18 protein-coding genes and 2 pseudogenes are annotated in these 26,373 nt (G+C 72.5%); 11 read left to right on the top strand and 9 right to left on the bottom strand.

Features of this window, described 5'->3' with window-relative positions; translation table 11 throughout:
* Nucleotides 1-111: 111 nt before the first annotated feature.
* Nucleotides 112-1,479, bottom strand: a complete 1,368-nt coding sequence (locus IO30_RS0125515) for a cytochrome P450 (RefSeq protein ID WP_199921078.1) — start codon at nt 1,477-1,479, stop codon at nt 112-114.
* A gap of 267 nt (nt 1,480-1,746) precedes the next feature.
* On the opposite strand from IO30_RS0125515, the gene IO30_RS0125510 reads away from it, so the two are divergent.
* The gene (locus IO30_RS0125510) at nt 1,747-3,105 is read left to right on the top strand and encodes a cytochrome P450 (protein ID WP_031146532.1); all 1,359 of its coding nucleotides are present in this window, start codon (nt 1,747-1,749) and stop codon (nt 3,103-3,105) included.
* A 21-nt stretch (nt 3,106-3,126) separates the two neighbouring features.
* On the opposite strand, the gene IO30_RS0125505 is transcribed toward IO30_RS0125510, so the two are convergent.
* The 5 genes from IO30_RS0125505 to IO30_RS0125480 form a co-directional block, all read right to left on the bottom strand.
* Nucleotides 3,127-4,218: a selina-4(15),7(11)-diene synthase gene (locus IO30_RS0125505; protein WP_037895098.1), complete on the bottom strand. Its 1,092-nt coding sequence runs from the start codon at nt 4,216-4,218 to the stop codon at nt 3,127-3,129.
* Nucleotides 4,219-4,387: 169 nt separating this feature from the next.
* Complete coding sequence (locus tag IO30_RS0125500; RefSeq protein WP_031146529.1) at nt 4,388-4,936, bottom strand: SRPBCC family protein; 549 nt, start codon at nt 4,934-4,936, stop codon at nt 4,388-4,390.
* A gap of 96 nt (nt 4,937-5,032) precedes the next feature.
* Nucleotides 5,033-5,155: a hypothetical protein gene (locus IO30_RS47685; protein ID WP_267886473.1), complete on the bottom strand. Its 123-nt coding sequence runs from the start codon at nt 5,153-5,155 to the stop codon at nt 5,033-5,035.
* A gap of 111 nt (nt 5,156-5,266) precedes the next feature.
* Nucleotides 5,267-6,094: a helix-turn-helix transcriptional regulator gene (locus IO30_RS0125490; protein WP_031146527.1), complete on the bottom strand. Its 828-nt coding sequence runs from the start codon at nt 6,092-6,094 to the stop codon at nt 5,267-5,269.
* Nucleotides 6,095-7,006: 912 nt separating this feature from the next.
* A complete protein-coding gene (locus IO30_RS0125480) occupies nt 7,007-8,206 on the bottom strand; it encodes a glycoside hydrolase family 64 protein (RefSeq protein ID WP_031146524.1) in 1,200 nt (399 codons plus the stop codon).
* A gap of 213 nt (nt 8,207-8,419) precedes the next feature.
* Here IO30_RS0125480 and IO30_RS0125475 point away from each other — a divergent pair, with 213 nt between their 5' ends.
* The 3 genes from IO30_RS0125475 (at nt 8,420) to IO30_RS0125465 (ending at nt 12,583) form a co-directional block, all read left to right on the top strand.
* On the top strand, nt 8,420-10,420 hold the full coding sequence (locus IO30_RS0125475) for a hypothetical protein (protein WP_031146523.1): 2,001 nt from the start codon (nt 8,420-8,422) through the stop codon (nt 10,418-10,420).
* 4 nt (nt 10,421-10,424) lie between these two features.
* A complete protein-coding gene (locus IO30_RS0125470) occupies nt 10,425-11,903 on the top strand; it encodes an ABC transporter substrate-binding protein (protein WP_031146521.1) in 1,479 nt (492 codons plus the stop codon).
* Between the two features lie 113 nt (nt 11,904-12,016).
* Nucleotides 12,017-12,583: a DJ-1/PfpI family protein gene (locus IO30_RS0125465; RefSeq protein WP_031146519.1), complete on the top strand. Its 567-nt coding sequence runs from the start codon at nt 12,017-12,019 to the stop codon at nt 12,581-12,583.
* Nucleotides 12,584-12,680: 97 nt separating this feature from the next.
* On the opposite strand, the gene IO30_RS0125460 is transcribed toward IO30_RS0125465, so the two are convergent.
* Together IO30_RS0125460 and IO30_RS0125455 are read right to left on the bottom strand one after the other, a co-directional pair.
* Nucleotides 12,681-13,835 (bottom strand): DUF1152 domain-containing protein, encoded by a 1,155-nt coding sequence (locus IO30_RS0125460; RefSeq protein WP_051902587.1) that lies wholly within the window; start codon nt 13,833-13,835, stop codon nt 12,681-12,683.
* Nucleotides 13,832-15,280, bottom strand: a complete 1,449-nt coding sequence (locus IO30_RS0125455) for a coproporphyrinogen-III oxidase family protein (protein ID WP_234321784.1) — start codon at nt 15,278-15,280, stop codon at nt 13,832-13,834. The genes IO30_RS0125460 and IO30_RS0125455 overlap by 4 nt, the downstream gene beginning before the upstream one ends.
* 219 nt (nt 15,281-15,499) lie before the next feature.
* Here IO30_RS0125455 and IO30_RS43765 point away from each other — a divergent pair, with 219 nt between their 5' ends.
* From IO30_RS43765 to IO30_RS0125435, 3 genes are read left to right on the top strand one after another with little or no spacing between them, the layout of a single operon-like run.
* Nucleotides 15,500-18,016: an ATP-grasp domain-containing protein gene (locus IO30_RS43765; RefSeq protein WP_157853370.1), complete on the top strand. Its 2,517-nt coding sequence runs from the start codon at nt 15,500-15,502 to the stop codon at nt 18,014-18,016.
* On the top strand, nt 18,013-19,434 hold the full coding sequence (locus IO30_RS0125440) for an MFS transporter (protein WP_031146515.1): 1,422 nt from the start codon (nt 18,013-18,015) through the stop codon (nt 19,432-19,434). Before IO30_RS43765 ends, IO30_RS0125440 begins: the two co-directional genes overlap by 4 nt.
* Complete coding sequence (locus tag IO30_RS0125435; RefSeq protein WP_031146513.1) at nt 19,431-20,432, top strand: peptidogalycan biosysnthesis protein; 1,002 nt, start codon at nt 19,431-19,433, stop codon at nt 20,430-20,432. Before IO30_RS0125440 ends, IO30_RS0125435 begins: the two co-directional genes overlap by 4 nt.
* Before the next feature lie 9 nt (nt 20,433-20,441).
* Here the strand turns inward: IO30_RS0125435 and IO30_RS0125430 are convergent.
* Nucleotides 20,442-21,749, bottom strand: a pseudogene (locus IO30_RS0125430) (xanthine dehydrogenase family protein molybdopterin-binding subunit); the annotation flags it as partial.
* A gap of 31 nt (nt 21,750-21,780) precedes the next feature.
* Between IO30_RS0125430 and IO30_RS43760 the strand changes: the two are divergent.
* From IO30_RS43760 to IO30_RS0125410, 4 genes and pseudogenes are all read left to right on the top strand, one after another.
* Nucleotides 21,781-21,915, top strand: a pseudogene (locus IO30_RS43760) (helix-turn-helix domain-containing protein); the annotation flags it as partial.
* Entirely contained in the window at nt 21,912-22,727 is an 816-nt protein-coding gene (locus IO30_RS0125420) for a hypothetical protein (protein ID WP_051902584.1), read from the top strand. The pseudogene IO30_RS43760 and the gene IO30_RS0125420, both read left to right, overlap by 4 nt.
* A 99-nt stretch (nt 22,728-22,826) precedes the next feature.
* On the top strand, nt 22,827-24,074 hold the full coding sequence (locus IO30_RS0125415) for a cytochrome P450, cyclodipeptide synthase-associated (protein WP_031146507.1): 1,248 nt from the start codon (nt 22,827-22,829) through the stop codon (nt 24,072-24,074).
* Nucleotides 24,075-24,254: 180 nt separating this feature from the next.
* A complete protein-coding gene (locus IO30_RS0125410) occupies nt 24,255-26,264 on the top strand; it encodes a DnaA/Hda family protein (RefSeq protein WP_202205072.1) in 2,010 nt (669 codons plus the stop codon).
* Nucleotides 26,265-26,373: the final 109 nt, after the last annotated feature.

Here is a 26,373-nt window from a genome sequence, read left to right as displayed (position 1 = left end):
CCGCCCCACGCCCGTGCCGCGCACGGACCGCGCCTCCTCACCGGCCCGGTCCGGTGGGGAGGCGGGGCGCGCCCGCCTCCCCACCGGAGCCGCTCGCGCTGCTCCCGGCTGCTACCGGCGGCGGCGCCAGAACAGCCAGGAGCGGCGGCTCCGCTGCGGCGCCTCGGCGGCGGCCTGGCCCTGCACCGCCTCCTGCACGGGCCGCGCGACGGCCGCTGCGGGCCGCTCCTGCGCGCGGGGCTTGAAGACGACCGGCAGACCGGTCAGACGGCGCGACATCCACGTGCCGACGACCTGCAACTGCTCGTCCTCGACGGCCAGGGTCAGGTCCGGCACGCGCTCCAGGAGCAGGTCGATGCCGGTCTCCGCAATGGCCCGGCCGAGGTCCTGGCCGGGGCATTCGTGGGACCCGGCACCGAAGGCCAGGTGCGAGCGGTTGCCGTGCACGGCCGTGGTGCTGTCGGGGCGGATCGCCGGGTCGACGTTCCCGGCCGCCAGGCCGAGCATCACCATGTCGCCCGCCGCGATCCGGGTGCCACCGATGTCCGTCTCGTCCTTGGCCCAGCGGGTCGGCACCACGGCGAGCGGGGGGTGGTCCCACAGCACCTGCTCCAGCGCGTCCGGCAGCGTCATCTGGCCGCCCGAGAGGTTCCCGCGGAAGCGCGAGTCGGTCAGGACCAGCCGCAGCGTGTTCGCGATCAGATTCGCCGTCGGCTCCAGCGCGCCGACCAGGAGCAGCCGCAGGTGCTGGCAGACCTCCTCCTCGCTCAGGCCCTGGGGATGGGCCACCAGCCAGCTGGCCACGTCCTCACGGGGGTTCTGCTTGCGGCTCCTCACCAGCTCCTGCACGGTGCGGACCACCAGGTCGTTGCCGGCCAGCGCGGCCGCACCGCCGCTGATCATGTCGGAGACGGCCTGTCCCATGGCCAGGGCGTCGGCCTGGGGTATGCCGAGCTGCTGGCAGATCACGAGGGCCGGCAGCTTCCGCGAGAAGTCGGCGACGAGGTCCGCGCGGCCCTTCCCCGCGAAGTCGTCGATCAGCTGGGTGGCGTAGCGGACGATGTACCGGCGCATCCGGTGCTTGTCGACGCGTCCCAGACTGTCCGTCACCGCCTCGCGAAGCCGGGCGTGCTCCGCGCCGTCCGTCAGCGCCACCAGCGACTGCCAGGCCGTGATGGGCCGCAGGGGCGAGTCCGGGGCGAGGGTGCCGTTCTGGATGGCGTGCCAGTTGCGGGAGTCGGAGGAGAAGTTCCGCGAACGCATCACCTCCAGGTTCTCCCGGTGGCCGAGCACGAGCCAGGCGGGTACGTCCCCGTACAGCCCCACGGGGGCCACTACTCCGTGTTCCGCCCGCAGTTGCTCGTAGAGGGCGTACGGCTGCGACTCCGCCTCGGCTCCGTAGAGCGGGCGCGCGTGCATCGGGCAGCCTCGGGCGGCGGCGTCCGAGGTACGGGTCGGGTCGAGGGATGGGGTGGTCACGTGGCCTCCGGGCAGGAACGGGGGGACTCTTAAGGCTTGGGGCGAGCCCGCACTGAGAGTGACGAAGAGTCAGCACCGCGCAGCTTACAGTCGTCCGGTGTCCCGCCCGCGTCCAGGCCCCGTCAACTGGTGCGGACACCAGCCGTACTTGGCTGATATCGATCTTGCCTGGTGAGACGGGCGGCCGGGTCCCGGGGCCGCCGCTCCCTCCCGGGCGGAGGCGGGGGATCCTGTTCTGCGCAACCCCCGCCGAAAGGACCCCCAGGCATGTCGTCAGCAGCTGAAGTGCGCTCACTCAAGTCCGTTCCCCGGGTGCCAGGAGCCGTACCCCTCCTCGGCCACGCCCTGTCCCTGTGGCGGGACCCGCTCGGGTTCCTCTCCTCCCTGCGCGAGCACGGGGACCTCGTGCGGGTCGACCTGGGCACCATGCCGATGTACGTGGTGACCACGCCCGGCCTCGTGCACGAGGTCACCGTCGAACAGGCCGGCCGGTTCGAGAAGGGGCGCTTCTTCGACCGGCTCCGGCCCCTGGCGGGCAACGGCCTGGCGAACTCCGGCGGGGAGCTCCACCGGCGCCACCGCCGCATGATCCAGCCCATGTTCTCCCGCGAGCGCATCGCCGGGTACTCCGAGATCATGAGCAGCAGCGCCCGGGAGCTCGTCGATTCCTGGAAGCCCGGCGATGTCATCGACCTCGAACCGGCCATGGCCGGGTACGCCGTCGAGACCCTGTCACGGACGCTGTTCTCCACCGAGATCGGCCGCCCGGCCGTCGACGCGGTCCGCCGGCACCTGCCCGTGCTGCTGACCAACCTGCTGGTGCGCGCCGCGTCCCCCAAGCTCCTCGACCGGCTGCCGATACGCGCCAACCGGGACTTCGACCGTGCGGCCGCCAGCCTGCGTACGGTCATCGACGAGGTCGTCAGCGCTTCCCGCGCGGCGGGACACACGGACCGCGACGACCTGCTGTCGCTGCTCCTGGCCGCCCAGGACCCCGACAGCGGCACCACGTTGTCGGACGAGGCCGTCCGGGACGAGCTGTCCACGATCCTCTTCGCCGGTGCGGAGACGACGGCGGCCACCCTCGCGTGGACCTTCCACGAGCTCGCCGGACGCCCGGACGTGGAGGCGGAACTCGTCGCCGAGGTCCGCCGGGTGGTCGGTGACGGTCCCGTCACCGCGCTGCACGTCCCGCAGCTGACGGGCATACGCCGCGTCATCGACGAGGTGATCCGGCTCCACGGCGTCACGCTGCTGATGCGGCGGACCACCGAGCCGGTGGTGCTGGCAGGGGTGACCCTGCCCCGCGGTACGGAGGTGGCGTTCAGCCTGTACGCGCTGCACCGCGATCCCGCGCTGTACGAGGACGCGGACGTGTTCGACCCCGACCGCTGGCTTCCCGAACGGCAGGCCGCCGGGCCGGGCCGCCGCGCCTACGTTCCGTTCGGAGCGGGATCGCGCAAGTGCATCGGGGACGCGTTCGTCTGGACGGAGGCGACCATCGCCATCGCGACCGTCCTGGACCGCTGGAAGCTCGTCCCGGTCGCCGGTCACGCCCCGCGGGAGGTCGCCTCCGCCGTGGCGCACGCGGACTCGATCCCCATGACCGTGGTCGCCCGTACGTGACGCTCCGGCGTCCCCGGCCGGTCAGCCCCTCGTGCCGGTGAGGCCGAGGGGCCGGGCCGGGTTGCTCGGGCGGCGCGGCGGTACGACATTCCACCACCACGCGACCACGTCGATCCCCAGCGGCTCGGCGCTGTCGTCGGTGGCCGTTCCGGCGACGGTGGTGGGGAGCTCCGCCGGGTCGTCCGGGGTCGTGTAACGGACGGACTGCAGGCCCCAGTCCAGCGAGCCGCGCACGAAACTGCGCAGGCCGGCCGTGTACTGCCGCATCTGCGGGCTGCCCACGGCCCGCAGATGGTCGGTGAGGTGCATGAACGCGGTCAGGACGCGGTCGCGTTGGGCGATGGCCAGGGCCATCGCCTCGCGCTGGCTGTGGCCGTCGCTCTCCAGGACCCGGAGCACGTTGAGGTAATAGCCCTCCCCCGCCCGCTCCTTGTGGTCGGAGAGGAGGTCGTTGTCCCAGGTGATGACGAACGAGGCCATCTCCTCGGCGGCCCGGACGGACTTGTCGTCGGCCTCGTCGGCCGGGAGTTCGTATCCGTGGGCCATCTGCAGCAGGGGGAAGATGACCGTGGTCGCGCCGTCGTACAGCCTCATCAGGGTGTAGTCCGACAGGCTCGGGACCGTGCCCGCACGGCGGTGGGAGGCCTCCCACACGACCGAGAGGGCGTACTCGCGCAGGCAGGCGACCCACCGGGCCGCCTGGGTGTCCGTCCCGTAGACGTCGACCCGCGCACGCAGGTCGCGCAGACCACCGGCCAGCGGGTCGTCGAGCAGCAGGGGCGCCTCGGGGTTCTGCGCGACGCGCAGGAGGCGGTGCAACGTTCCTGCAAGGTCCCCGGGGCGCTGCCCGAGAACGCCTTCTTCGCAGTAGCCGTCGTCCACGCCGAACAGCCACATCACGAAGTCGGCGACGATCCGCACGACCTCCTCACGGCCGTGGGGCAGGATCCGGGCAGCGAAGACGCCGATCTGATGCCGCACCAGGCGCTGCCTGAGGTCGGCCGAGCCTATCTCGAAGGCCTCGACCCAGCCGGCGGTCTGGGTGTCGATCTCGGCGTGCCGGGGATGGATGGCGGGCGGTATCGGGGAGAACAGTGGGGGGACTGCAAGCACGAGTAGGGGCTCCTTTGTCGCGGGTGACAAAGGCCTGCACGACTTGGCACCCGTTCCTGCACCTCGACTCGTGATCATCCGGCATGTCCAGGAACCGGTCCAGTGGGAGGATCCGACCATATGCACTATGCCGTCTCATGGTTCCGCCCGATCTCGCCAGGCCGGGGCGTCACGCGGTGCCGGACACCGGCTCCAGGGCCCGCTTGAGGTTGCGCAGAGTGGTACGGATGTTCCTGCGCTGGAAGTCGGCGAAGGAGTGTCCGCCCGTCGCGACCCGGTCGAAGGCGTGGGCCGCGAAGTCCGGCCAACCGCGCCGGTCGTCGGTCCACGTCTCCGTCACGCGGGTGCCCTCGGGAACCGGCTCGAAGCGGTACTCCCAGGTGGCGATGGGGCCGGGCAGCCGGGGGCGCCGGACCCCGATGGCGTGGACCCGGAAGCGGAAGAGCGCGTCGGCCTCGACCGCCGTCACGGTGCAGCGGGTGGTCCAGCGGAAGGCCCCGCGCTTGTTCCGTCCGTCGAACACCGTCCCCACGCGAATGTCCCCGGGCTTCCCGGGCTCTCCGGGCTTCCCGGGCTTCCCGGGCTCTCCGTGGACGGTGGCGCCGAGGTTCTCCGGGCTCCACTCCCCCATCCGCGCCGGATCGGAGACGTGCCGGAAGACGTCGGCGGGACGGGCGTGGACGACGATGCTGTCGGACACCGTGAACGTACGAGGCATGGCGCTCCTCTTCTCGGACGCCGACGCTACCTTCCGGCCCGCCCCGTGACTACCCCCCGGTAACTTCCGGCCCGAGGGGATGCCCGCGGCGGGACGTCAGCGGCCGTTCGCGTCACCGCCCTCGCGACGCCTGCGGTTGCGTCGGCCGAGGGCCCCCGCCAGACCGATCAGGCCGCCTGTGAGCGCTCCGGCCACGAGGACGCGCAGCAGGTCTTCCATCGGGTACTCCCCTCTGAGCCAGGCCACCCCGTACCGGGGGCCTGATCGACTACGGACGGGGAGACTATCGACGCGCGCAGGGCCTGGCTTGGACGAATTTGACCTCGCCCCTCACAGGGCGACGGCCCCCTCCGCCACCCGGGCGGCGGCCAGCCGACCGGGTGTGGTCCCGCCCAGGGCACGGAACTCCCGGTTGAGGTGGGCCTGGTCGTAGAAACCGCAGCGCTCCGTCACCTCGGTGAGGTTCGCGCCCTCGCGGGAGAGCAGCCGCACGGCCCGGTGGAAGCGCAGCACCCGGGCGGACGCCTTCGGGGTCAGGCCGACCTGTTCGGTGAACCGGCGCACCAAATGGCCCTGGCTCCAGCCCACTTCTCCCGCGAGCCGGCCGACCGGGATCGCCCCGCCGGCGCGGGACAGCAGCCGCCAGGCATGGCCGACCTCCGGCGCGGGACGCGGGCCCCGCTCCAGCCGGGCGCCCAACGCGGAGTCCAGCAGGTCGAAGCGGGCGCCCCAGTCGGCGGTGGCCGCCAGCCGCTCCACCAGCCATCCGGCCTCGGGCCCGAGGACGTCGCGGAGCTCGACCACGCTGTTGGTCAGCTCGCTCATCGGCACGGCGAACAGCCGGTAGGCGCCCAGCGGGGTCAGCTCCAGCCGGATCGCCACCTGGCCGCCGGGGTGGTCACACACGCGGGGCCCGTCCTCCAGACCCGCGGCCAGCGAGCCCGTCACCTGGCCACCCCGGCCTGCCGCCCCCAGCCGGCGGACCTGGGCGAACGGCTCCCCCAGGCTGATCACCACGACCGCCCGGCCCGTGGGGACCAGCCTCACCCGGTAGGGCGAGGCCGTCGCCTCCCAGTAGCCGGCGTAGCTGTGCACGAACGGGCGCAGCTGGGGGGACCACGGCCGGGTCACCCGCCACCGGTCACCCACCCGGGTCATCTCGACCCCCCGACCGACCCCGCCTGCACCAACACCCGGGCTCGCACTTGCACTTGCACTCGCACTCGCGACCAACTGCACGCCCCTCCCCTCCCCCTGCGACGGGCGCCCGGCACGGACGCGCTCGGAATGCTAGTGCTGTGCCGGGCGCGGCGCCGCCCACAGAAGACGGTCCTGTCGCGGCCGGCGTCGCGGTGCACGGCGTTGCAGGAATCAGCCATGCTCCTGACTGGGAGGGACGCCGACCAGCAGGTCCTTGCGTGCAATCGTTCCGGCCCCCGCCCCCGCAAGAGTGATCTTGGCCAAGGGGCCGTGGCGCCTGGTCTCCGGGCGGGGCGGATACCGGTGCAGTGCCGTCAGGCGCAGTTCAACATCAGCCATCCCGACCAGCCGAAAGTTCATTCCCACTTCCGCTTCACCGGTGAGTTCTTGCGCGACGCACACCAGCTCGTCAGGTGATGGAATTCGTAGTCCACCGACTCGATCCCACTGGGTCCCGCCTCAGGCGTTCTCAGGGCTCCCGCCCGGACGCCCCGTACGAGGGCTGTTCCTGGAGGGTGCGGACTCGGCGGGGCAACCGGTCGTCCCCGTGCGTGCGGAAGCAGTGCTCCTGATGCTCGTCCTTGCACGGGAAGCCGGGGCGTCACCTCCGCGCCGGGAGCGTCGCTCCTCGCTCGGGGTCATCCCCGCGTGCGCGGGAAGCAGACTCCCCGCACGTGGCCCGCAAGGCCGAATTGACAGACCTGCTGGGATGCAGCCGCAAGGACTGCCGTGCACGCCGGCCGGTCGGGCATCGAAGGTGTCGCCTCCTCCATACGACTAGAGGAGGCGACACCTGCTCGGAAAGTTGCTCCAGGTGATGGACGACGCCCTGCCGCTCCGGGAGCGATGAGCGGCATCCTGGGACAGCCCTTAGTTGAACGGCTCCAGTGTCATGAAGGCCTCCTGCGGGTTGCCGTCGTGCACCAGGGACTCGTGCGCGCCCACGTCGTCGAAGGCGAAGCCGTACGCCTTACCGTCGGCCATCTGTGCGTGGATGATGCGGGAGTAGTGGTTGGTGACGGCGTCGCGGTAGAAGTTCGCGCCGTACGCGTCGGGTTGGCTGGGGTTGGTCAGGAGCGTCGACCGGTTGAAGCCCGCGCACAGGGTGCGGGAGATCGGGCCGCGGACCTGGTCGTTGGGTGCGTCCAGGAGCTTGTAGCAGCCGAAGACGCTGTCGGAGTCGGGCTTCCGGAAGCTGGTGACCACCGCTCCCGAGCCGTTGGTGAAGTGCATGACGTCGCCCGAGACCCGGCCGTAGTACTTGGTGCCCGGCTGGTTCGCGAACGGCGTCACGGTGAGCGTGGAGGAGCTGTACTTGCTCCAGACCCGGTTGATGTAGTCGTTCATGACGCCCGCCGGTATGCCCCCGGCCTCGATGCCGTGACCGGGTGAGAGCGCGCGCAGCGGCGTACCGTCGGGGCGGTTCTGGATCAGTCCGCCCCAGCCGGCCGAACGCAGCTGGGCGAAGACCGCGGCGTAGCCGCCCGGCTTGAGGCGGCCGGTGTTCCTGACGGTGCCGTCGGCCGCCTTGACGCCCACCGCGTAGGGAGCCGAGAACATGTCGACCTGGGTGCTGTTGATCCACAGGCCGGCGTCGTTGAGGGTGTACTCGGACCAGTTGAACTGGATGTTGCGGTTGGGGTCCGAGGGGTTCTGCACGGCGGGCTGCACCAGGCCGCCCGTGCTGAGCTTGAAGACGATCTTCTGGCCGACGGAGAAGTAGACGCGCCCGGAGAACTTGGGCATCCGGATCGTCTTGGTCTGCCCGTCCGCCGGACCCGCGATCGATGCGTCGGGGGCGGGGGTGGGGGGATTGCCTCCGACGGGCCAGGGGTGGAACGTGCCGTTGGCGTCGGCCCAGCCCTGCTGGCCCGTCGCGAGCAGGGTGCCCAGGTTGTAGACGTAGACCGGCTCGCTGCGGCCGGAGGTGTTCTTGATCGTCAGCGGGATCGTCGCCGGTACGGCTTCTGGTACGGCCTCTGCGGATTCGGACGGTCCGAAGACCATCAGGCCGGCGGCGACGGCCAGGGCCGAGACCCCGGATGCAAGTGCTTTGACTAAGCGGATCATGCCGTTCCTTCGTGTGGGGGGATCTGACTATTGACGACTGAGAGCGCTCTCAGCCTCCGGCTGCGTTCATGTTCTGTCAATGGACATGACACGGCCCGCCCCCGGTGCGACGGAGACCGAAACGAATCAAGGAGAGGAAACCCCTGTCTGACTCCGCCTGCGGATGGCAGTCTCTAGTCCTCGGAAACGTCGTCCTGGGGGGGATCACGCGTGATGGAGCCGGGTACGGGCATGGGCCTGCGGGGCCGCAGCGGCATCCTGTCGCTGGTCGACTCATGCCTGAAGGAGGACCCGGCGGCCGAGCGCCCCCTGACCATGCTCCTCGGCCCGGCGGGCAGCGGGGCCAGCGAGGCGCACAGCGCGCTCATGGAACGCTTCGGGCCCGACTACCCCTTCGCCTTCGTCAACTTCGGCGGCGCCCAGTCCCTGCTGCCGCGCTACGCCCTCGGCCTCCTGGCCCGGCAGCTCGAACGCAAACTGCCCCGCTACGGACGCTCCCACTTCCCGCTGCTCAGCCTCGGCCTGCTCGCATCCGACCAGGAGCTGCGCATGCGCAGCCTCGCCGAGGGCCGGCGCGCGGTGCAGCGCCAGCTCGACCGGTTCCAGGAGGAGAACGAGGCCCGGCACGGCGACTACCTGGCCGCCTTCTTCGAAGTGGGCATGGGCGCGGTCGGCATGCCCGAAGGAGCCTCCACCGCCGCGCTGACCCTCTTCCAGGACGCCCTGCGGCGCGGCCGCCGCACCATGCCGGGCCTGCTCGGCGGCAGACTCGGCAACCGGCTCACCGCCGGCGCCCACTGGTACGGGCGCCATCCCATGATCCGCAACGCGGACCCCATGGAAGCCCTCGTGGAACTCAACCTCTGGCGTCACGAGGGCGACGAGAACGAACAGGAGCGGCTCGACCTCGTCCTCTTCTCCGCCTTCCTGGAGGACCTCCGGCGCAACACCGCCCGCAACTTCATGCCCCGTTCCTACCTGCTGCTCCTCGACAACTCCCACACCGAGTACGGCCGCCGCTTCCTCGACCTGCTGCTGCGCTCCCGGCACGACCAGACGGTCGTGGCCGGCCACGCCAGCGACCCGCTGACCGTCGTCGCCAGTTCCAACCGCTGGCTGCCCCGCTGGGGTCCCGCCACCGGGGACTCCTGGCCCTGGCAGCTGCGCGGCCCCGACCGGGCCTCCCTGTCCGACTGGAACGCCAACCGGCCGACCCGCGACAGCGAGGACACCTGGTGGTACCCGTTACGCCTGCGCGACCTCAATCTGGACGAGGTGCGGATCCGGATCGAGCTCCAGCTCGGCGGGAACAGCGACCTGGCGCCGCTGACCCGCCTCACCCCCTTCGTGCACCGGCTCACCGGCGGACTGCCGCGCGCCGTCCACCAGGTCCTCGACGTACTGCGGCAGGCCGGGACGCCCCCGGACTCGGGACCCCAGCAGGACCGCTGGCTGCGCACCCTGCCCGACCGGCCGCTGCGCACCGGGGAGGCCACCGCCACCCTCGCCGACACCGCCCTCGGCCACCTCCTGCGCGACTTCGACCCGACCCAGCGCGCCGCCCTCGCCGAATGCGCCGCCGCCCGGGACTTCTCCGTCGGCACGCGGCTGCTGAGCCCCGACGACTCCCTGTTCGGCGAGATCCGCTCCCGCTGGCTGCTGACCGGACCCGTCACCGTCGTCCCCGTACTGCACCCGTGGCTGCGCAGGCTGCTCCTGTGGCGGCTGGCCGCACGGCCCGAAGGGTGGGACGCCGCGCACGAACTCCTCGCGGAGTACTACCGCGGCGAGGGCAAGCCGGTGCAGGAGATGTACCACCAGCTCGCCCTCGGGCGGACCGAGGAGGTCACCGCCCACCTGACGCGGCGCTTCACCGCCGTGCCCGCCGCGCAGTGGATCTCCGAGTTCGACGCGATCACGGCCGCGCCCAACCGCCTGCCCGCCGACGGCGGACCGCTGGAACTCCTCGCCGGGCTCGTCCCGCGCCGCCCGGGGCGCGTGGTGGACACCGAGTCCGTGATCCACACCCTGGTGACCACCCGCTGGGTGTGGAGCGATCCGCTCGCCGACCCCGCCATGCGGCTGGGCGACATCATCGCCGACGGCTGCACCCAGCTGTCCCAACTGCGGAGGAACGACATCGTGGCCCTGTTCAACGAGGCGGAGCGCTACCGCCATTGGCGCGATCCCCAGACCGCCGGCTGGGAGGGCTGAGCGCGTGCCCAGACTCGAATGGCCCCTGCACGTCGTACGCCGGGTGGCCCTCGCCACCGCGGCCGCCGTCGCCCTGGTCGCGGCCCTCTGGCTGGGCGTCGGGTGGCTGCAGGAACGCCAGGCCAGATGCGCCGACGGGGTCGTCGAACTGGGCGCGGCCGACGAGTGCGTCGGAGTGACCGACGGCTCCTACGCCTTCGCGCCGGACCTCGACGCGGTCAGCAGCAAGATCGAGGAGGAGAACCGCCGGGTCCTCGCCAACGCGGACGAGGAACCGTACGTGAGCGTCGCCTACTTCACCTCCTTCACCAACACCACCGCGGACAGCAACTCCGCCGAGGGCGTCCGGCACGAACTCCAGGGCGCCTACCTGGCCCAGTACCGGCACAACCAGGGCGACCTCGCCGCCACCCCCAAGATCCGGCTGCTGATCGCCAACCCGGGCAGCCGGTCCGGGCAGTGGAAGCACACCGTCGACGAGCTGATCGCCCGCAAGGACTCCCCGGACCGGCTCGTCGCGGTGGCCGGCCTCGGCCCCAGCACCCAGGAGAACCTCGCGGCCATCAAGCGCCTGTCCGCACACGGCATCGCCATGGTCGGTGCCACCATGACCGCCACGAACATCCAGGGCATCAACGGCTTCGTCCGGGTCGCCCCCACCAACGAGGACGAGGCGTACGCGGGCGCCGGATACCTCAAACGGCGCGGCGTCGCCACCGCCGTCGTCATCCAGGACGTGGCGGAGGGCAACCTCTACGCCTCCACCCTCGGCACGGCCTTCACCAAGGCCTTCCAGGAAGGCGACAAGCACCGGCTCGTCGCCGAGCGCATGACCTACGACTCCTCCGTCAGCAGCGCCTGGCAGAACGAACTGCGCTACATGCCCGGCCAGTTGTGCCAGCAGCGTCCGCAGCTCGTGTACTTCGCAGGCCGCGGCCAGCACCTCACCAACTTCCTCGACGCGCTCGCCAACCGCAGCTGCACCGACCAGCAGTTCACCGTGTTCGCCGGGGACGACACCACCAACCTGAGCGCCCAGCAGCTCGCCCACGCCGCCGAGACGGGCATCGAGATGCTCTACACCGGCCTCTCCCACCCCGACATGTACCGCTCGGCGCCGCAGGCGGTGTCCGCCCCGTCCGCGAAGAACTTCCAGCCGGGCGGACTGCTGGACCAGTGGTTCCCTCACGACCCCCGTGAGGACGGCGGCGCCCTGATGGGCCACGACGCGGTCCTCACCGCGGCACACGGCATCCAGATGGCGGCCCGCTGGCAGGGGCAGGTCGTCGGCGACGCGGTGGCCCGGATGTTCCACCAGATGGACGGCACCCAGCAGGTGGCCGGGGCCAGCGGGTTCATCTCCTTCCAGAACAACGGCAATCCGCGCAACAAGGCCGTCCCGATCCTGCGCCTCAACGGCAAGGGCCAGGTCGAGTTCGTCGAGGTGTCCGCGGCGGAGGGCAAGCCGCCGCAGGAACAGTGAGGCCCCGGCCCGGGGCGGCGCAACCGGTGTGTGCCGCCCGCGCTCCGCGGGCAGGGTAGCGGTGGCTCCCGGGCAAGGGAGCCGTCCGTGCACAGCCCCGACGGGAGTGGCCCATGGCAGCGAGGATCCTCATCGTGACCGGAGACGCGGCGGAGTCACTGGAGGTCCTGTACCCCTACCAGCGCCTGCGGGAGGAGGGGTACGAGGTGCACATCGCGGCCCCGGCGGTGAAGAAGCTCCGCTTCGTGGTCCACGACTTCGAGGACGGCTTCGACACCTACACCGAGAAGCCCGGCTACACCTGGCCCGCCGACGTGGCCTTCGCCGATGTGGACCCGCAGGAGTACGTGGCCCTGGTGGTGCCCGGCGGGCGGGCGCCGGAGTACCTGCGCAACGACCCCGAGGTGCGGCGGATCCTGGCCGCCTTCGCCGACTCGGACAAGCCGATCGCGCAGATCTGCCACGGGCCGCTGATCACGGCTGCGGCCGGTGGCCTGACCGGCCGCCGGGTGACCGCGTACCCGGCGCTGGAGCTGGACATGAAGGCGGCCGGGGCTCAGTTCGAGGACTCCGAGACCGTCGTCGACGGCACGCTCGTCTCGGCTCGGGCCTGGCCCGACCACTCGCGGTGGATGCGGGAGTTCCTGACCGTGCTGCGCGGCAAGGCCCCGGTGTCCTGACGGCGCGGCCCCCGGCCGGCAGCCGCGTGCCCGGCCCCGGAAGCCTGGGCGGCCTCCGGGACCGGGCACGTCCGCCGGCGTCGCGTCGGCGGCCCGGTCAGCTCAGGGTGAGCAGCGGGCCGTCGGCGTCCAGCAGGGTGCGCAGGGCGGGGATGTGGTGCCAGTCCAGGCCCAGGGTGCGGGCCGCGAACCGGTAGGTGGCGTGTGCGGCCTCCGGGGCCCGCTCGCGGATCAGGGCCATGGCCTCCTCGGCGGTGTGCCGCGGTCCGGGTGACGCGACGGGGAGCCCGGGCGGGTCCGCGGGTGCGCGGCGCTCGCGTTCCAGCTCGTGGATGCCCGTCAGTCGGGCCGACAGGTCGGCGGCCTCGTCCAAGGTGTCCGGGCGGGCGTCGAGGAGGTGCCGGGCCACCGTGTTGAGGGCCAGTGCCTCGTCCAGCCCCAGTGCGTAGACGCGGGCGGAGGCATCGGTGAGCGGGATGAGCCGGTCCGCCGTGCGGACCGTGCCGCGTGCGCCGTGCACGGCGGCGGCGAAGAGCGCCGACGCCTCGGAGGGGTGCCAGGCCAGGGCCGTGGCGGCGGTGTCCGCGTCCCGGGCGGTCGGGGTGTGGTGACGGGCGTCGGCGAGCCGGTCCAGGAGCACGTGCTGGGGGATCTCCCCGTCGGTGCCCGGGCCGGCGACGTACACCGTGGCGTCGACGTCCGCCAGGGTGCAGGCGGCGACCGCCAGCGCGTCCACCAGGGGGCTGCACAGGGTGTCCTCGTCTCCGTGCGCGAGGATGTCGCCGCCCATGTCGACGATCCGGACGTGGCGCGCGCCGACGGCGTCGGCCAGTCGGCGGATCTGGGCGGCCATGGCCGCGAGGCCCTGGCAGGGGTCCAGGAGCAGCAGCCGGGCGGGGAGGTCTGCGGCCAGCCGAGGCAGGGTGGACCCGGCGGGCGGGACGGGCCGTGATTCCGGGGTCAGCAGGAGCGTGCCCCCGTACGCCCGGTCCTCGGGAGCCGGGCCGGTGAAGTGGGCTGCACCGAGGGGGCCGGGCGTCGGGTCGACCTCCGGGCGCTCCCAGGCGTAGGTCGCGACGAGGGTGCGGGCTCCGGGCGTACCGGGGGTGCGGGGTCCGGGCGTACCGGGGGTGCGGGCCGTGGCCCCGGCGAGGGCCGCGGCGGTGATCGTCGTACCGACCGGGTCCCCGCCGCCGCCTGCCGCGAGGTACAGGTCCACGGCCTCGTGCGGGTCCGTGGTGCGGTCCGTCACGCGCTCTCCCGGTTCGTGATGCCGGTGATGCGGACCGGGGTGCCCATGTTCTTGCGGGCGCGCGCGTTGGCGTGGTGGAGGCCCTCGTAGTACTCGCGGTCGAGGCCCTTGACGTGGTCGGAGTAGAACATCCAGGAGAGGATGTCGCGGTACTTGAAGCCCTTGGGGGTGAGCTGGACGCGGCGCGGCCCGACCCGGTGGATCAGGCCGTTGGCCTCGGCGGCGTCGAGCACCGCGTCCACCTCGCCCGCGATGGCGTCGAGGCCGAAGCGGTCCAGCTCGCGCAGGTCGAGGTCGAAGGTGTCCAGGACCAGCCGCTTGCGGACGATCTCCTCCGGCGTGAGCACGAATCCCGTGGTGGGCGTCAGCCGGTGCTCCCGGGCCTTGGTGATGTAGTCGGAGACCTCGGACAGGGACGGCTTGACGCTGCCGGTCATGTAGTCCAGGACGGAGGTGTAGGAGCGGGCGCCGACGCCGAGGCCGAGCAGGGGCACGCCGTGGAAGGTGAGCACCTTCTGCACGTAGCCGCCGCGGCCGGGCTTCTTGTAGCGGACGGAGCCTTCCTGGACGTAGCCGTGCTCGGTGAAGACCTGCCGGGCGTAGTCGTAGCGCTCGTACAGCTCCGGCTTCCACATGTACTGGTAGGCGCCGGTCCGGGAGAACCACGCGTCGGGGCGGACCGTGAGGAAGTAGGTGGAGATGGTGGTGGGGCCGAGCCGGGCCAGTTCGTCGACGGAGCGGCGCCAGGTCTGCGTCGTCTGCCCGGCGAATCCCATGATCAGGTCGGTGGAGAGGTCGGGCAGTCCGCGTTCCTGGACGATGGCGATGGCCTGCCGGATGACGTCCTCGCCGGCCTGCCCGCGGCCGGCCTCGCGGATCTCCTTGGGTTCGAGCGACTGGATGCCGATGTTGGCGCGGGTCAGGCCCAGGTCGAGGAGTCTGCTGAAGCCCTCGGGGTCGGCGACGATCGAGTCGGGGGTGGCCTCGACGGCCACTTCCTCGACCGTGGAGCGCCAGTTGGGGTAGACCTCGCCGAGGGTGCGGAATATCTGCTCGAAGTGACGCGTCGACAGCAGGGCAGGGGTGCCGCCGCCGATGTAGACGGTGCGCAGCCGGCGGGCCTGGATGATCTCCGCGTGGTCGCGGATCTGGGTGCAGAGGGCGTCGGTGTACGCGTCGTAGAGGTCCTCGTCGGTGGAGATGACGGTGTAGAGGTTGCAGAAGCCGCATTTGTAGCGACAGAAGGGCACGTGGAGGTAGAGGTTGAGTTCGGGGACCTGGTAGGCCTCCAGGTCCTCGGCCCAGATGTCGTGGGTGTTCCAGGCGCCTTCCGCCAGGGGGCGGTAGGTGGAGCGCGGCGGATAGGAGTACTGGTAGGGCGGGATCACGCCCTGGTCTATGCATTCGGCGAGCTCGTGGCGCAGGTCGTGGCGCAGGTCGTTCACGATCGATCTCCCGTTCGGGGGCCGTACCGATGTCGTCACCGTCCCGGGCATTCGAGCACGCAACATTTTGTTGATGCCATGGGCTGTCCACACCAACTGGCCGCCAGATCAGCGCCCTTTGTCTGGATCTTTGACCAAATCACCGGCCCCACCAGGGGGTTGTTTTAGGAGGACAGCCCGATGGACGGTGCGGCGGGCGGCCCGTTCTAGTTGGGCCTCGTGAACATCAGCGAAGTACCGTGTACCGGCGTCCTCGTCGTGGAGCCGATGGGGAACGCCGGACAGTTCCTCGTGGCGGCCGCCGAACGGATGGGGCTGTCCCTGTACGCCGCGACGCACCGGACGGTCCACGCGTCCTACCCGCCCGGCCTGGCACGGGCGTTGGCCGGAGTCTGCTTCACGGACCTGACCGACCCCGCCCGTGCGGTCGACGACATGGAGGCCTTCTGCCGCGAGCACGGCATCGGGGCGGTCGCGGCCTGCTGGGAGCTGCTCACCCCGCTGGCCGCCGAGCTGGCCGCACGGCTGGGCGTACCCGGCAACGACCCGCTGCGGGCCCGGGCGGCACGCAACAAGATCGCGATGGCACAGGCCTTCCGGGCCGCCGGGGTCCCGGCTCCGCGCGGGAGGGTGGCCGCGGACGCAGAGGAGGCGTGGCGGCTGGCCGGGGCGGGGCAGCTCGGATGGCCGCTGGTGGTCAAACCGGCGGAGCAGGGCGGTTCCTGGGGTGTGAGCGTGATCGGGGGCCCCGGGGAGCTCGCCGCCGCGGTCGCGGCCGCCACCCGGTACACGGTGGCCACGCCGCACGGTCTGCCCCTGGACTCCCGGGTCCTGCTGCAGAGTTACGTACCCGGCGAGGAGTACTCGGCGGAGACGGTGGTGTGCGACGGCGTCGCCTACGCCCTGCCGGTGGTCCGCAAGGACACCACGCACGGCCGCTACCGGGTGGAGACCGGGCACAGCTGCCCCGCCGGGCTGTCCCCGGAACTGACCCTGGCGGTGCAGCACACCGCCGCCCGAGCCGCCCTGGCCGTGGGTGTCCGCAACGGGATCGCGCACACCGAGCTGAAGGTCCCGCCCGGTACGGGCCGTCCGGTGGTCATCGAGACCGGGGCACGGCTGCCCGGGGACAACATCTGCGAGGTCGTCGAGGCGGCGACCGGGCTCCGCGAGGCCGAGGCCTACCTGATGGCGGTGACCGGACGGCCGCCGCAGGTCGTACCCACCCGTGACGGGGCGGCGGCGATCCGCTTCCTGCTGCCCGGGCACGCCGGGGTCCTGGAAGGGGTCTTCGTGCCCGAAGTCCCCGGTACGCACAGCGAGATCCACCTCCGGCCCGGGGACACCGTCCCGGAGCCGTCCGACTCGTCGGGCCGCGTCGGCCACGTCGTGGCCCGCGCCGCGTCCCCTGCCGAGGCCCGCCGACTGGCCGACCTGGCCGCCAGTGGCACCCGTCTGAAAGTGAACCGACCTGTGACCGAGCAGATGCAGAAGCTGGCGTTCCTGCGGTCCGTCGCCATCCAGCGCGCCGATCCCTACGTGCAGCAGGCCGTCCGCGCCCTGGCGGAACAGGGCGTGGAGAGCATGCTCTTCCACACCCACGGCGAGGCGGGCGACGAGGACTTCCCGGGCGGCCGGCGGCGCGTGGACCCGGACGTCACCCCGGCCGAACTGGCGGCCCTGGTGACGGACTGGGGTGCGACCGCCGCCGTGTCCATCTCGCTGCCCTGCGAGAACGCGGTACGGGACGCCACCGTGAAGGAACTCCTCGACGCGCAGGGCATCCCCACCGTGGTGTCCCCGCTCGGGACGACGCTGGCGCTGGTCGACAAATGGGAGACCAAGCAACTGCTGCTCCGTGCCGGGCTCGACGTGCCGCGCGGTTTCCGGGCCGATTCGGACCTGCTGGCCGGGCGCGGGCTCGGCGTTCCGGCGTACCCGGCCGCCGTACGCGCCGAGGCCCGGCGGATCGGCTACCCGTTGCTGTCGAAGCCGATCTGGGACTCCACCAGCATGGGCATCCGCGCCCTGCCGGACCCTGCGGCGCTCGACGCCTATCTGGCGGACCCTCCGGCCGTGTCGGCGGTCGTCGAGGCATGCGTCAGCGGGGACCTGTGCTCCGTGGACGTCGTGGGCGGGCCCGGTGGCTACCGGGTGCTGCCGCTGTGCTGGACCGGCCGGGCGGGCACCGAACCCGCCTTCACCTTCGCCGACTTGCGCTGGTGCGGGCCGCGGCCGGAGGCCGACGCCGCCTTCGAGCCGGTCGCCCGCAAGCTGGTCGCCCTGTGCGAGGAGCTCGGCGTGCTCGGTTCGGTCAACGTCGACATGATCTACACGGGTTCCCGTTACGTGGTGCTGGAGGTGAACCCGCGGATCGGTGGCGCCACGACCCTGTCCTGCGCGGCCTCCGGCACCAACACCTTCGCAGCCCTCGCGGACCTGGCCCTGGGGCGTACCGCTCCGGCCGCGGCGGCCGGCCGCACGCGCTGGGCGATCGAGTTCCTCTCGCCCGAGCGGCTGCCCGACGCGGCGCGCACGGAGCTGCGGGAGCGGCTCGACGTGGTCACCGCGCACGAGCTGGTCATCGACGACACCGGTCACGGCGACATCGTGGTCCTCACCCTCGCCGAAGGGGAGGAACAGCCGACCGTGAAGGCCCTGACGGAGCTGCACGCGGCCCACGGCTTCCCCCGGGAGGAGATCCTGGCGAAGATCCGGAACCTGCTGACGCCGTGACCTCCTCCCCCTCCCCCACCGACTCCGCCGCTCCCGCCGCCGCGCCGGGCAGGGTACGGCGCGCCCTCGGCCTGCCGTCCCTGCGCGGCCACGGCCGGTTCGTCACCGGCAACCTGGTCGACTCCCTCGGCAGCGGCATGCTGCTCCCGCTGGGCCTGCTCTACTTCACCACCGCCCGCGACCTGTCCGTCTCGGCGGTGGGGGCGGCCGTCACGATCGGGCAGCTCGCCGCGCTCCCCGTGGTGTTCCTCACCGGCCGGTCCATGGACCGGCAGGGTCCGCGGCGGGTCACGGTGGCCGCCAACCTGGTGAGCGCCGTCGGGTTCCTGTCCTTCCTCGTGGCCCACAGCCCGTGGCAGATCGCCTGCTCCTACCTGCTGGTCCAGTCCGGCGTCAACGCGTACTACACCGCACAGCGGACCCTGATCACGCGGGCCACCGCCACCGAGGAGGCGCGGGCCTGGTTCGCGTTCACCGGCAGCCTGCGCAACATCGGGCTCGGCGCGGGCGCCGGTCTGGCCGCCGGGACGCTCGGGCTGTTCGGAACGGACGCTCTGGGCGGGCTGGTGGCCACGGCGGCGCCGCTCTACCTGCTCGGGGCGCTCTGCTTCGCCAGGGTGCCGCTCGGGCCTGCCGCCCCGAACCCGAAGGAGGGCAACCGCGCCCGCGGCCGCAGGCCGGGCGCCGGGGCCGAAGCCTCCCGCGCCCCTGCCCGCACCCGCACCCGAGCCCGCCGGTCCGGCAGCGACGGCATCGGCCCCTACCTGCTGCTGGTGGCCTGCAACGTGCCCTTCGTGCTGGCCCAGTCCATGCTGTCGGTGCTGATCGCCCTGTACGCCACCGTGGTCCTGGGACTGGCGGCCTGGACGGCGAGCCTGCTGCTCGTCCTGAACACGGTGATGGTGTCCCTGCTCACCAGCCCGCTCACCGCGCACGTCGCACCCGCCCAGCGGCGGCACACGGTCGCCCTGGGGTACGCGCTCCTCGCCCTCTCCATGCCGGTGTTCGCGGCGCCGGCCCTGGACGGACCGGACGTCCCGGCCTGGCCCGCGCTCCTGGTGGCGATGGTCCTGTTCAGCCTCGCGGAGATCTTCTACTCCCCCGCGATGAACGAACTGTCCGTGACCCTCACGCCCAGTGCGGCGCGGGGCAGCCGGCAGAGCCTCTACCAGCTGTCCTGGGCCCTCGGCAGCATCACCGCCCCCGCCCTGTTCACCCTGCTGCTCGACGCGGGGGCGCTGTGGCCGTGGATCGTGCAGTGCGCGGCCTGCCTGCTCGCGCTGGCGGCCGTACCGGCGCTCAGGACGCCCACGCCTCCCGATCCCGGCCGCACCCCGGCCGCGGACCCGCCCGCAGTCCCGCCCGCACCGCCCGCACCGCCCGCAGCCCCGACCGACTCCCCACGGACGGCACAGTGAAGACCGACATCATCACCGGCATCGCCCAGGTCCCCGCCGCCGACTGGGACCGCCTCGCCCGGCCCGCCGGCCTCTACCTCTCCCACCTCTGGCTCGCCGGGGAGGAGGCCGATCCCACCGCCACGGCCGCCTACGCCCTGGTCCGCGACGACGACGGCACCCTGCTCGCCGCCGCGCCGCTCTACCTGGTCCACACGGAACCCAACTCCTTCTACGACCCCCCGGAGCCGGCCCCCGGCGCCGCCCTGCCGCGAGTGGTGGCGGGCGCCCGGCGCGGCTACCACAGCACCCCGCTGACGGACCCGTCCCTGCCCGCCGGCCTCCGCGCCGCGTGCCTGGCCCTGCTGCGGGACGCGGCCCGGTCGTACGCGGCGGAACACGGCACCACCCACTGGTGGCCGTACCTGACGGAACCGGCCGCCGCCCTGCTCGCACCGCTGTACGCCGCCGTGCCCCGGCCGGTGGAGGAGGACGCGCTGATCCCCCTGCCCGGCACGGGATTCGACGACTACCTCGCCTCGCTGCCCAGGAAGCGGCAGCTCGCCGTGCGCCGCGAGCGCCTGGAGTTCCGCTCCGCCGGGCTGCGCGTACGGCAGCTGCCGCTGGGCGACTGCTTCCGCGAGGCGGGACGGCTGCTGGCCGCCCTCCAGCAGTCCCACGGGCACGCGGCGGACAGCGAGCGCGTGATGACCGGCCTGCTGGAACGCCAGGCCGGGGCCATGGGCGACCGGGCCCGGGTGGCGGCCGTCCACGACGGCCGCCGGATGGTCGCGTTCGGGCTGTACTACCACTTCGGCGGCACGACCTGGCTGCGGGCCGTGGGCACCGACCCCTCGTGCCCGGCGCCGTTCGCGTACTTCAACGTCTGCTACTACCTGCCGATCGAGGACGGCTACCGGGAGGGCACCTCGGCCTTGCACGCGGGTATGAGGGCGATCCGCGCGAAGCGCCTGCGCGGCGCCCGCGTGAGCGGCCTGTACGCCCTCCCCGACAGCTGACGGTGCGGGTCAGGTCCCCGTGAGGTGCTCGGGCCGCACCGGCGTCCGGTTCAGCTCCAGGCCGGTCGCGTTCCGGATCGCCGCGACGACGGCCGGGGTGGACGACAGGGTCGGGGCCTCACCGATGCCGCGCACCCCGTACGGCGCGTTCGGGTCGGCAAGTTCGAGGTAGTCGACCGGGATCGTCGGCGTGTCGAGGATGGTCGGGATCAGGTAGTCCGTGAAGGAGGGGTTCTTCACCTTCGCGCTCTTCGGGTCGACGATGATCTCCTCCATCACCGCGACGCCCAGCCCCTGGACGGTGCTGCCCTGGATCTGGCCGACGACGGACAGCGGGTTGAGCGCCTTGCCGACGTCCTGGGCGCAGGCCAGTTCGATGACCTTGACCAGGCCGAGCTCGGTGTCGACCTCCACCACCGCCCGGTGCGCGGCGAAGGAGTACTGCACGTGGCCGTTGCCCTGGCCGGTCACCAGGTCGAAGGGCTCGGTGGGGTGGCGCCACTGGGCCTCGATCTCCACGACCTCGTCCTCCAGGACGTCCACGAGGGTGGCGAGGACCTCGCCGTCGTGGGTGACGACCTTGCCGCTCTCCAGGAGGAGCCGGCCGCCGGTCCACGCCGGGTGGTGCGCGCCGAACTTGCGGCGGCCGATCTCCAGGACCTGCTCGCGGACGAGCGAGCAGGAGTTCTTGACCGAACCGCCGGTCATGTACGTCTGGCGCCCGGCCGAGGTGGAACCGGCCGAACCCACTTGGGTGTCGGCGGGGTGGATGGTGACCTGCTGTACGCCGAGCTCGGTGCGGGCGATCTGCGCGTGGATGGTGATGCCTCCCTGGCCGACCTCCGCCCTGGCCGTGTGGACCAGTGCGACGGGCTCGCCGTTGATGACCTCCATGCGCACCTTGGCGGTGGAGTAGTCGTCGAAGCCCTCGGAGAAGCCGACGTTCTTGATGCCGACCGCGTAGCCGATGCCGCGGACGACGCCTTCGCCGTGCGTGGTGTTGGAGAGCCCGCCCGGCAGTGCGCGTACGTCGGCCTCGCCGTCGGCGGACTCCCACTGGCGCTCCGGCGGCAGCGGGCGTTCCTTGACCAGGCGCAGCAGTTCGGCGACCGGGGCCGGGGAGTCGACCGGCTGGCCGGTGGGCATGACCGTGCCCTGCTCCATGGCGTTCAGCCGGCGGAACTCGACGGGGTCCATGTCCAGCTTCGCCGCGAGCTTGTCCATCTGGGCCTCGTAGGCGAAGCAGGCCTGGACGGCGCCGAAGCCGCGCATCGCGCCGCAGGGCGGGTTGTTGGTGTAGAGGCCGATCGCCTCGATCGTCATCCCGGCCCGGACCCGGCACGCCTTCGCCGCCCGACTCCACCTGAACGTCAACTCGTTGCGCCACCGCATGACCCGGATCGAGCAGCTCACCGGCCGGGACCTGGCCGAACTGGAAACCAGAATGGACTTCCTCGCCGCACTGAGGGCGGGCCGGCGATGACGGCCTCCCCCGGGTTCGGCGCCGCGCTGGGGCGTCTGCTGGCCCACAGGGGGACCGGCGTGCAGGAGCTGGCCGGCCGCGCCGGGGTGAGTGCGGACGAGGTCCGGGCCGTGCTCGCACGACGACCCCCGGGCGAAGCGCTGATCCGGGCGCTCGCGGATGCGCTGGACCTCCACGCCGTCGATCTGTTCGTCCTCGCGGGGGTGGAAGTCCCGGACGACACGGCGCCGCTGGACGCCGAGGCCGCAGCCTGGGTCCCGCACATCGTGCGGGATGCGGTCCACCTCCCGCCGACGGGACGCAGTGAACTCCTGCGGCTCATACGTTCGCTGCCACGGGAGGAGCGCAGCTCACGCTTCACCCCGAAGGACCGCACACCCCTCGCCGAGGGTCCCGGCGGCCGGCTGATCCGCATGTTCCGGTACCGCAACCTGAACAGGACCGGCCTGGCCCACGCCCTGGCGGTGGTGACGCCCACATATCTGTCGGCGTCCACCTACGGCGTGATCGGCGCGGGTGAGCAGGAGTTGACGCCCCGTCCGGTCACGGACTTCGCCGCCCTCCTGGGGATCGGAGCCGGCGACCTGGCCGCGCTGACCGGCGTCCGGCTGCCCGAGCGGCCGGGACCCGCGGCCTCCGAGGCCGTGGACGCCGCGGCGCTGCTGTGGGCGGGCCGGGGCCTGTCCGCGGCCCAGGCGCGCACGGTCGCCGAGGTGGCCCGTTCCCTGCGCGGGGACCCCTCCGTCGAGTACCGCATCAACCTGCCGGGGTGGCCCGCTGAGACAACCGATGGCACCCCTGCGGCGTCTTGAGGTTCTGGCGGGCCGGTTCCCGCCCGGTCCCTCGCGCGGCGCGCTCCCGGAGGGAACGTCCCGTCCCTGGTGTTCCCGCACGTCGAGAGGTACTCCGCCATGCCCACGACCGGCTCCGGCTCCGCCTTCAGCGTCCTCTCGGAGGACTTCGCCGCCTCCCCCTACCGCCACTTCGCACGGCTGCGGGAGCAGGCGCCGGTGCACTACGAACCGGCGGTCGACAGCTACTTCCTCTCCCGCTACGAGGACGTGAAACGGGTGCTCACCGACCACGAAGCCTTCAGCACCGAGACCCTCCAGGTGCGCGCCGAGCCGGTGATGCGCGGTCCGGTCCTCGCCCAGATGACGGGGGCCGAGCACACCGCCAAGCGCAAGCTGTTCGTCCGCGGCTTCACCGGGCAGGCCCTGCGGGACCAGGTGCGGGCCGTCCACGCCAACACCGCCGACCTCGTCGCGCCCTTCCTGCCCCGCGGACGGATGGACCTCGTCGAGGACTTCGGCAGGCCCTTCGCCGTCCAGGTGACCCTCGACGTCCTCGGCCTGGACAGGAAGGACTGGCGGCAAGTGGCCGCCTGGCACAGCGGGGTCGCCGAGTTCGTCACCAGCATCGTCCTCACCCCCGAGCGGCGCCGGCACTGCCTGGACTGCGCCGCGCAGTTGGAGTCCTACCTCCTCCCCGTCATCGGGCAACGGCGCCGCCACCCGGGCGAGGACCTGATCTCGAAGCTGTGCACGGCCGAGTTCGACGGCGTCGCCATGAGCGACCGCGAGGTCACCGCGCTGATCCTCAACGTCCTCATCGCCGCGACCGAGCCCGCGGACAAGACGCTCGCCCTCCTCTTCAAGCACCTGATCGACCACCCCGAGCAGATGGCCCGCGTCCGCCGGGACCCTTCCCTGCTGCCCGCCGCGATCGCCGAGACCCTGCGCTACACCCCGCCCGTCCAGCTCATCCCCCGACTGGCCGAGCGGGAAGCCGAGTTCGCCGGTACCACCGTGCCCGCGGGGGCCACCGTCTTCTGCATGATCGGCGCGGCCAACCGCGATCCCGCCGCCTTCACCGCCCCGGACACCTTCGACATCCATCGCCCCGACCTGGGCACCGCCCGCTCCTTCGGCGCCGCCGCCCAGCACCTCGCCTTCGGCAGCGGACTCCACCAGTGCGTCGGCGCCGCCTTCGCCCGCGCCGAGATCGAGACCGTCGCCGCGATGCTCCTGCCCCTGCTGGACCAGGTCCGCTACAGCCCCGGCTTCCGGTACCGGGAGACCGGCCTCTACACCCGCGGCCCCGCCTCCCTGTCCCTGGACTTCACGCCCGTCCGCGCGGGCGGAACCGGCCACGGCTGACGCCGCCGGCGGTCCTGCGCCCCTCCCCGGGGCATCGGATCCGCCGAAGAAACACGGGCCCGACCGGCACCGCACCCGCCCCGTACCCGTCTCCATGAGGCGGGCACCGGTGGGCTGTGCTTCCGGGGCACGGACTGTCCGACGCAGGATCGAGGAGGAACGGGAGCCGTCATGGTGTCCGTGGGAGAGAGACTCAACAGCGCGCGCGTACGGGCCTTCATCGGCCGGGGCGTGCAACTGACGCGGTTCGAGGAGGCCTTGACTGGTGATCCGCAGGCTCCGTTCGCGTTCTACGTGTACGGGCCGGGCGGCATCGGGAAGTCGACCCTGCTGCGCCGACTGGCGGACGACGCCCGTACGGCGGGCCGGCCGGTCGTCGAACTCGACGGCCGCTTCGTCAGCAGGGATCCGGCCGATTTCGAGCGCGCCGCCGGTCCCTTCCCGGACGTTCCCGGCACGGTCCTGATCGTGGACTCCTTCGAGCACTGCCAGTGGCTGGAGAGCTGGCTGTGGCACCACTTCCTGCCCCGCGCCGCGGACGGCGCCCTGGTCGTCCTGGCCGGCCGGCTCGCACCGCAGCCGCAGTGGACGGCCGACCCCGCCTGGGCCGGGCTCCTGCACGTGAGCGAACTGGAACCGTTCTCCGAGGAGCAGGCGCGCAGTCTGCTGAGCGCGGCGCGGCTGCGGCCCGAACTGCGCAACCGGGTGCTCCGGTTCGCCGGGGGCAACCCCCTGGCCCTGTCGCTCGCGGCAGCCGCGGGATCGGCGGGCTGCGGCGAGGAGGGCGTCTGGGCCCCCTCCGCGGACGTCCTGCGCACCCTGCTGGCGGGATTGATCGGCGAGGTGCCCACGGCCGCCCACCGCCGCGCCCTGGAGGTGGCGGCGCAGGCGTACACGACCTCCGAGGAGCTGCTCTGCGCGGTGCTGCCCGAGGAGGACGCCCACCTCCTGTTCTCCTGGCTGAGGGACCTCCCTTTCATGGAGTCCACGCACCGTGGACTGCACCCCCACGACGCCGCCCGCGAGACCCTGGCCGCCGACCTGCGCTGGCGGGCACCCACCGCCTTCGCCGCAATGCGCCGGCGCCTGGCGGAGGAGTACCTGCGCGTCCTGCGCGAGGCACCCGAGGAGCGGGTGTGGACCGTCACGGACGAGCTCTTCTATCTCTTCCGCGAGGGTGAGAACCTGGCACGGGTGCGCTCCTGGTCCCGCGAGGACGAGGTCCACGACCGCCCCCTGCACCCGGACGACCTCGCCGTCGTCCTGCGCATGGCGGCGCAGACCGAGGGGACGGCCTCCGCGGAACTGGTCCGCTACTGGGCGCAGCGCCAGCCGCAGGCCTTCAGCGTCTACCGCCTCGTGAGTACGGGCCGCGTCGTGGCGTTCACCGCCCGGCTCGCCCTGCCGGCCCCTCCCGACCCCGAGGACCTGGCCGCCGATCCGGTCGTCGCCGCGGCGTGGGAGTACTCCGCCGCCACCGCCGCGGTGAGTCCCGGCGAACACATCGGCATCAGCCGCTTCTCGATCTACCCGGAGCGCTACCAGGTCCCCTCGCGCGTCATCGACCTGAGCAGTTCCCGCGCCCAGGCGGAATCCGCGCGTGCCCGCGGCCGCGCCTACGGCTTCGCCGTCTTCCGGGACGCCGAGACGTGGGCCGAACGCGTCAAGGGCAGCCTCGTCGACACCGGGGCGCGGCCGCGCGTCGGTGAGCACACCTACGGGCTGTTCGGCGTCGACTGGCGCCGGGAACCCGTGGAGAGCTGGCTGCGTCGCTTCATATCGGCCACCGGCGGGCCCGCCCCGTCGGGGCCGTCGCCCGTGTCGCCCGTCTCGCGCGCCTCCTTCGACCAGGCCGTGCGGGAGGCGCTGACGCACTGGCGCGATGCGGGTGCCTTCGCCTCCGGTGCGCTGATGCGCTCCCGCCTGGCGGCAGACCTGCCCGAGCCCGTCGGCGAATTGCGCGCCCTGCTGCGCCAGGCGGTGGACGACCTCGCCGGTGACCCGCGCGGCGTGCGGGCCCGCGAGGCCCTGACGGCGGGCTACTTCTCCGGCGCGCCCACGCAGGAGGCCGCGGCCCGACGTCTCGGCCTTCCGTACGGCACCTACCGGCGCCATCTGCGCCAGGGCCTCGACCTGCTGTGCGCGGCCCTGTGGCAGCAGGAACTGCACGGCCCGCCGGGGACTCCGTAGCCCCAGCCCTGCCGTGCGGCGCGCCGAGTTCCGGGCCCGGGGGTCCGGGGGCCGGCCAGGCAAGGCGGCGGGCCCGGCCGGTGGACGGGGGCGGACAGGACTGGACAGG

This window comes from Streptomyces xanthophaeus, assembly GCF_000725805.1.
In the GTDB taxonomy this organism is placed as follows: domain Bacteria; phylum Actinomycetota; class Actinomycetes; order Streptomycetales; family Streptomycetaceae; genus Streptomyces; species Streptomyces xanthophaeus.
This window is presented reverse-complemented; position numbering and strand designations above follow the sequence as displayed.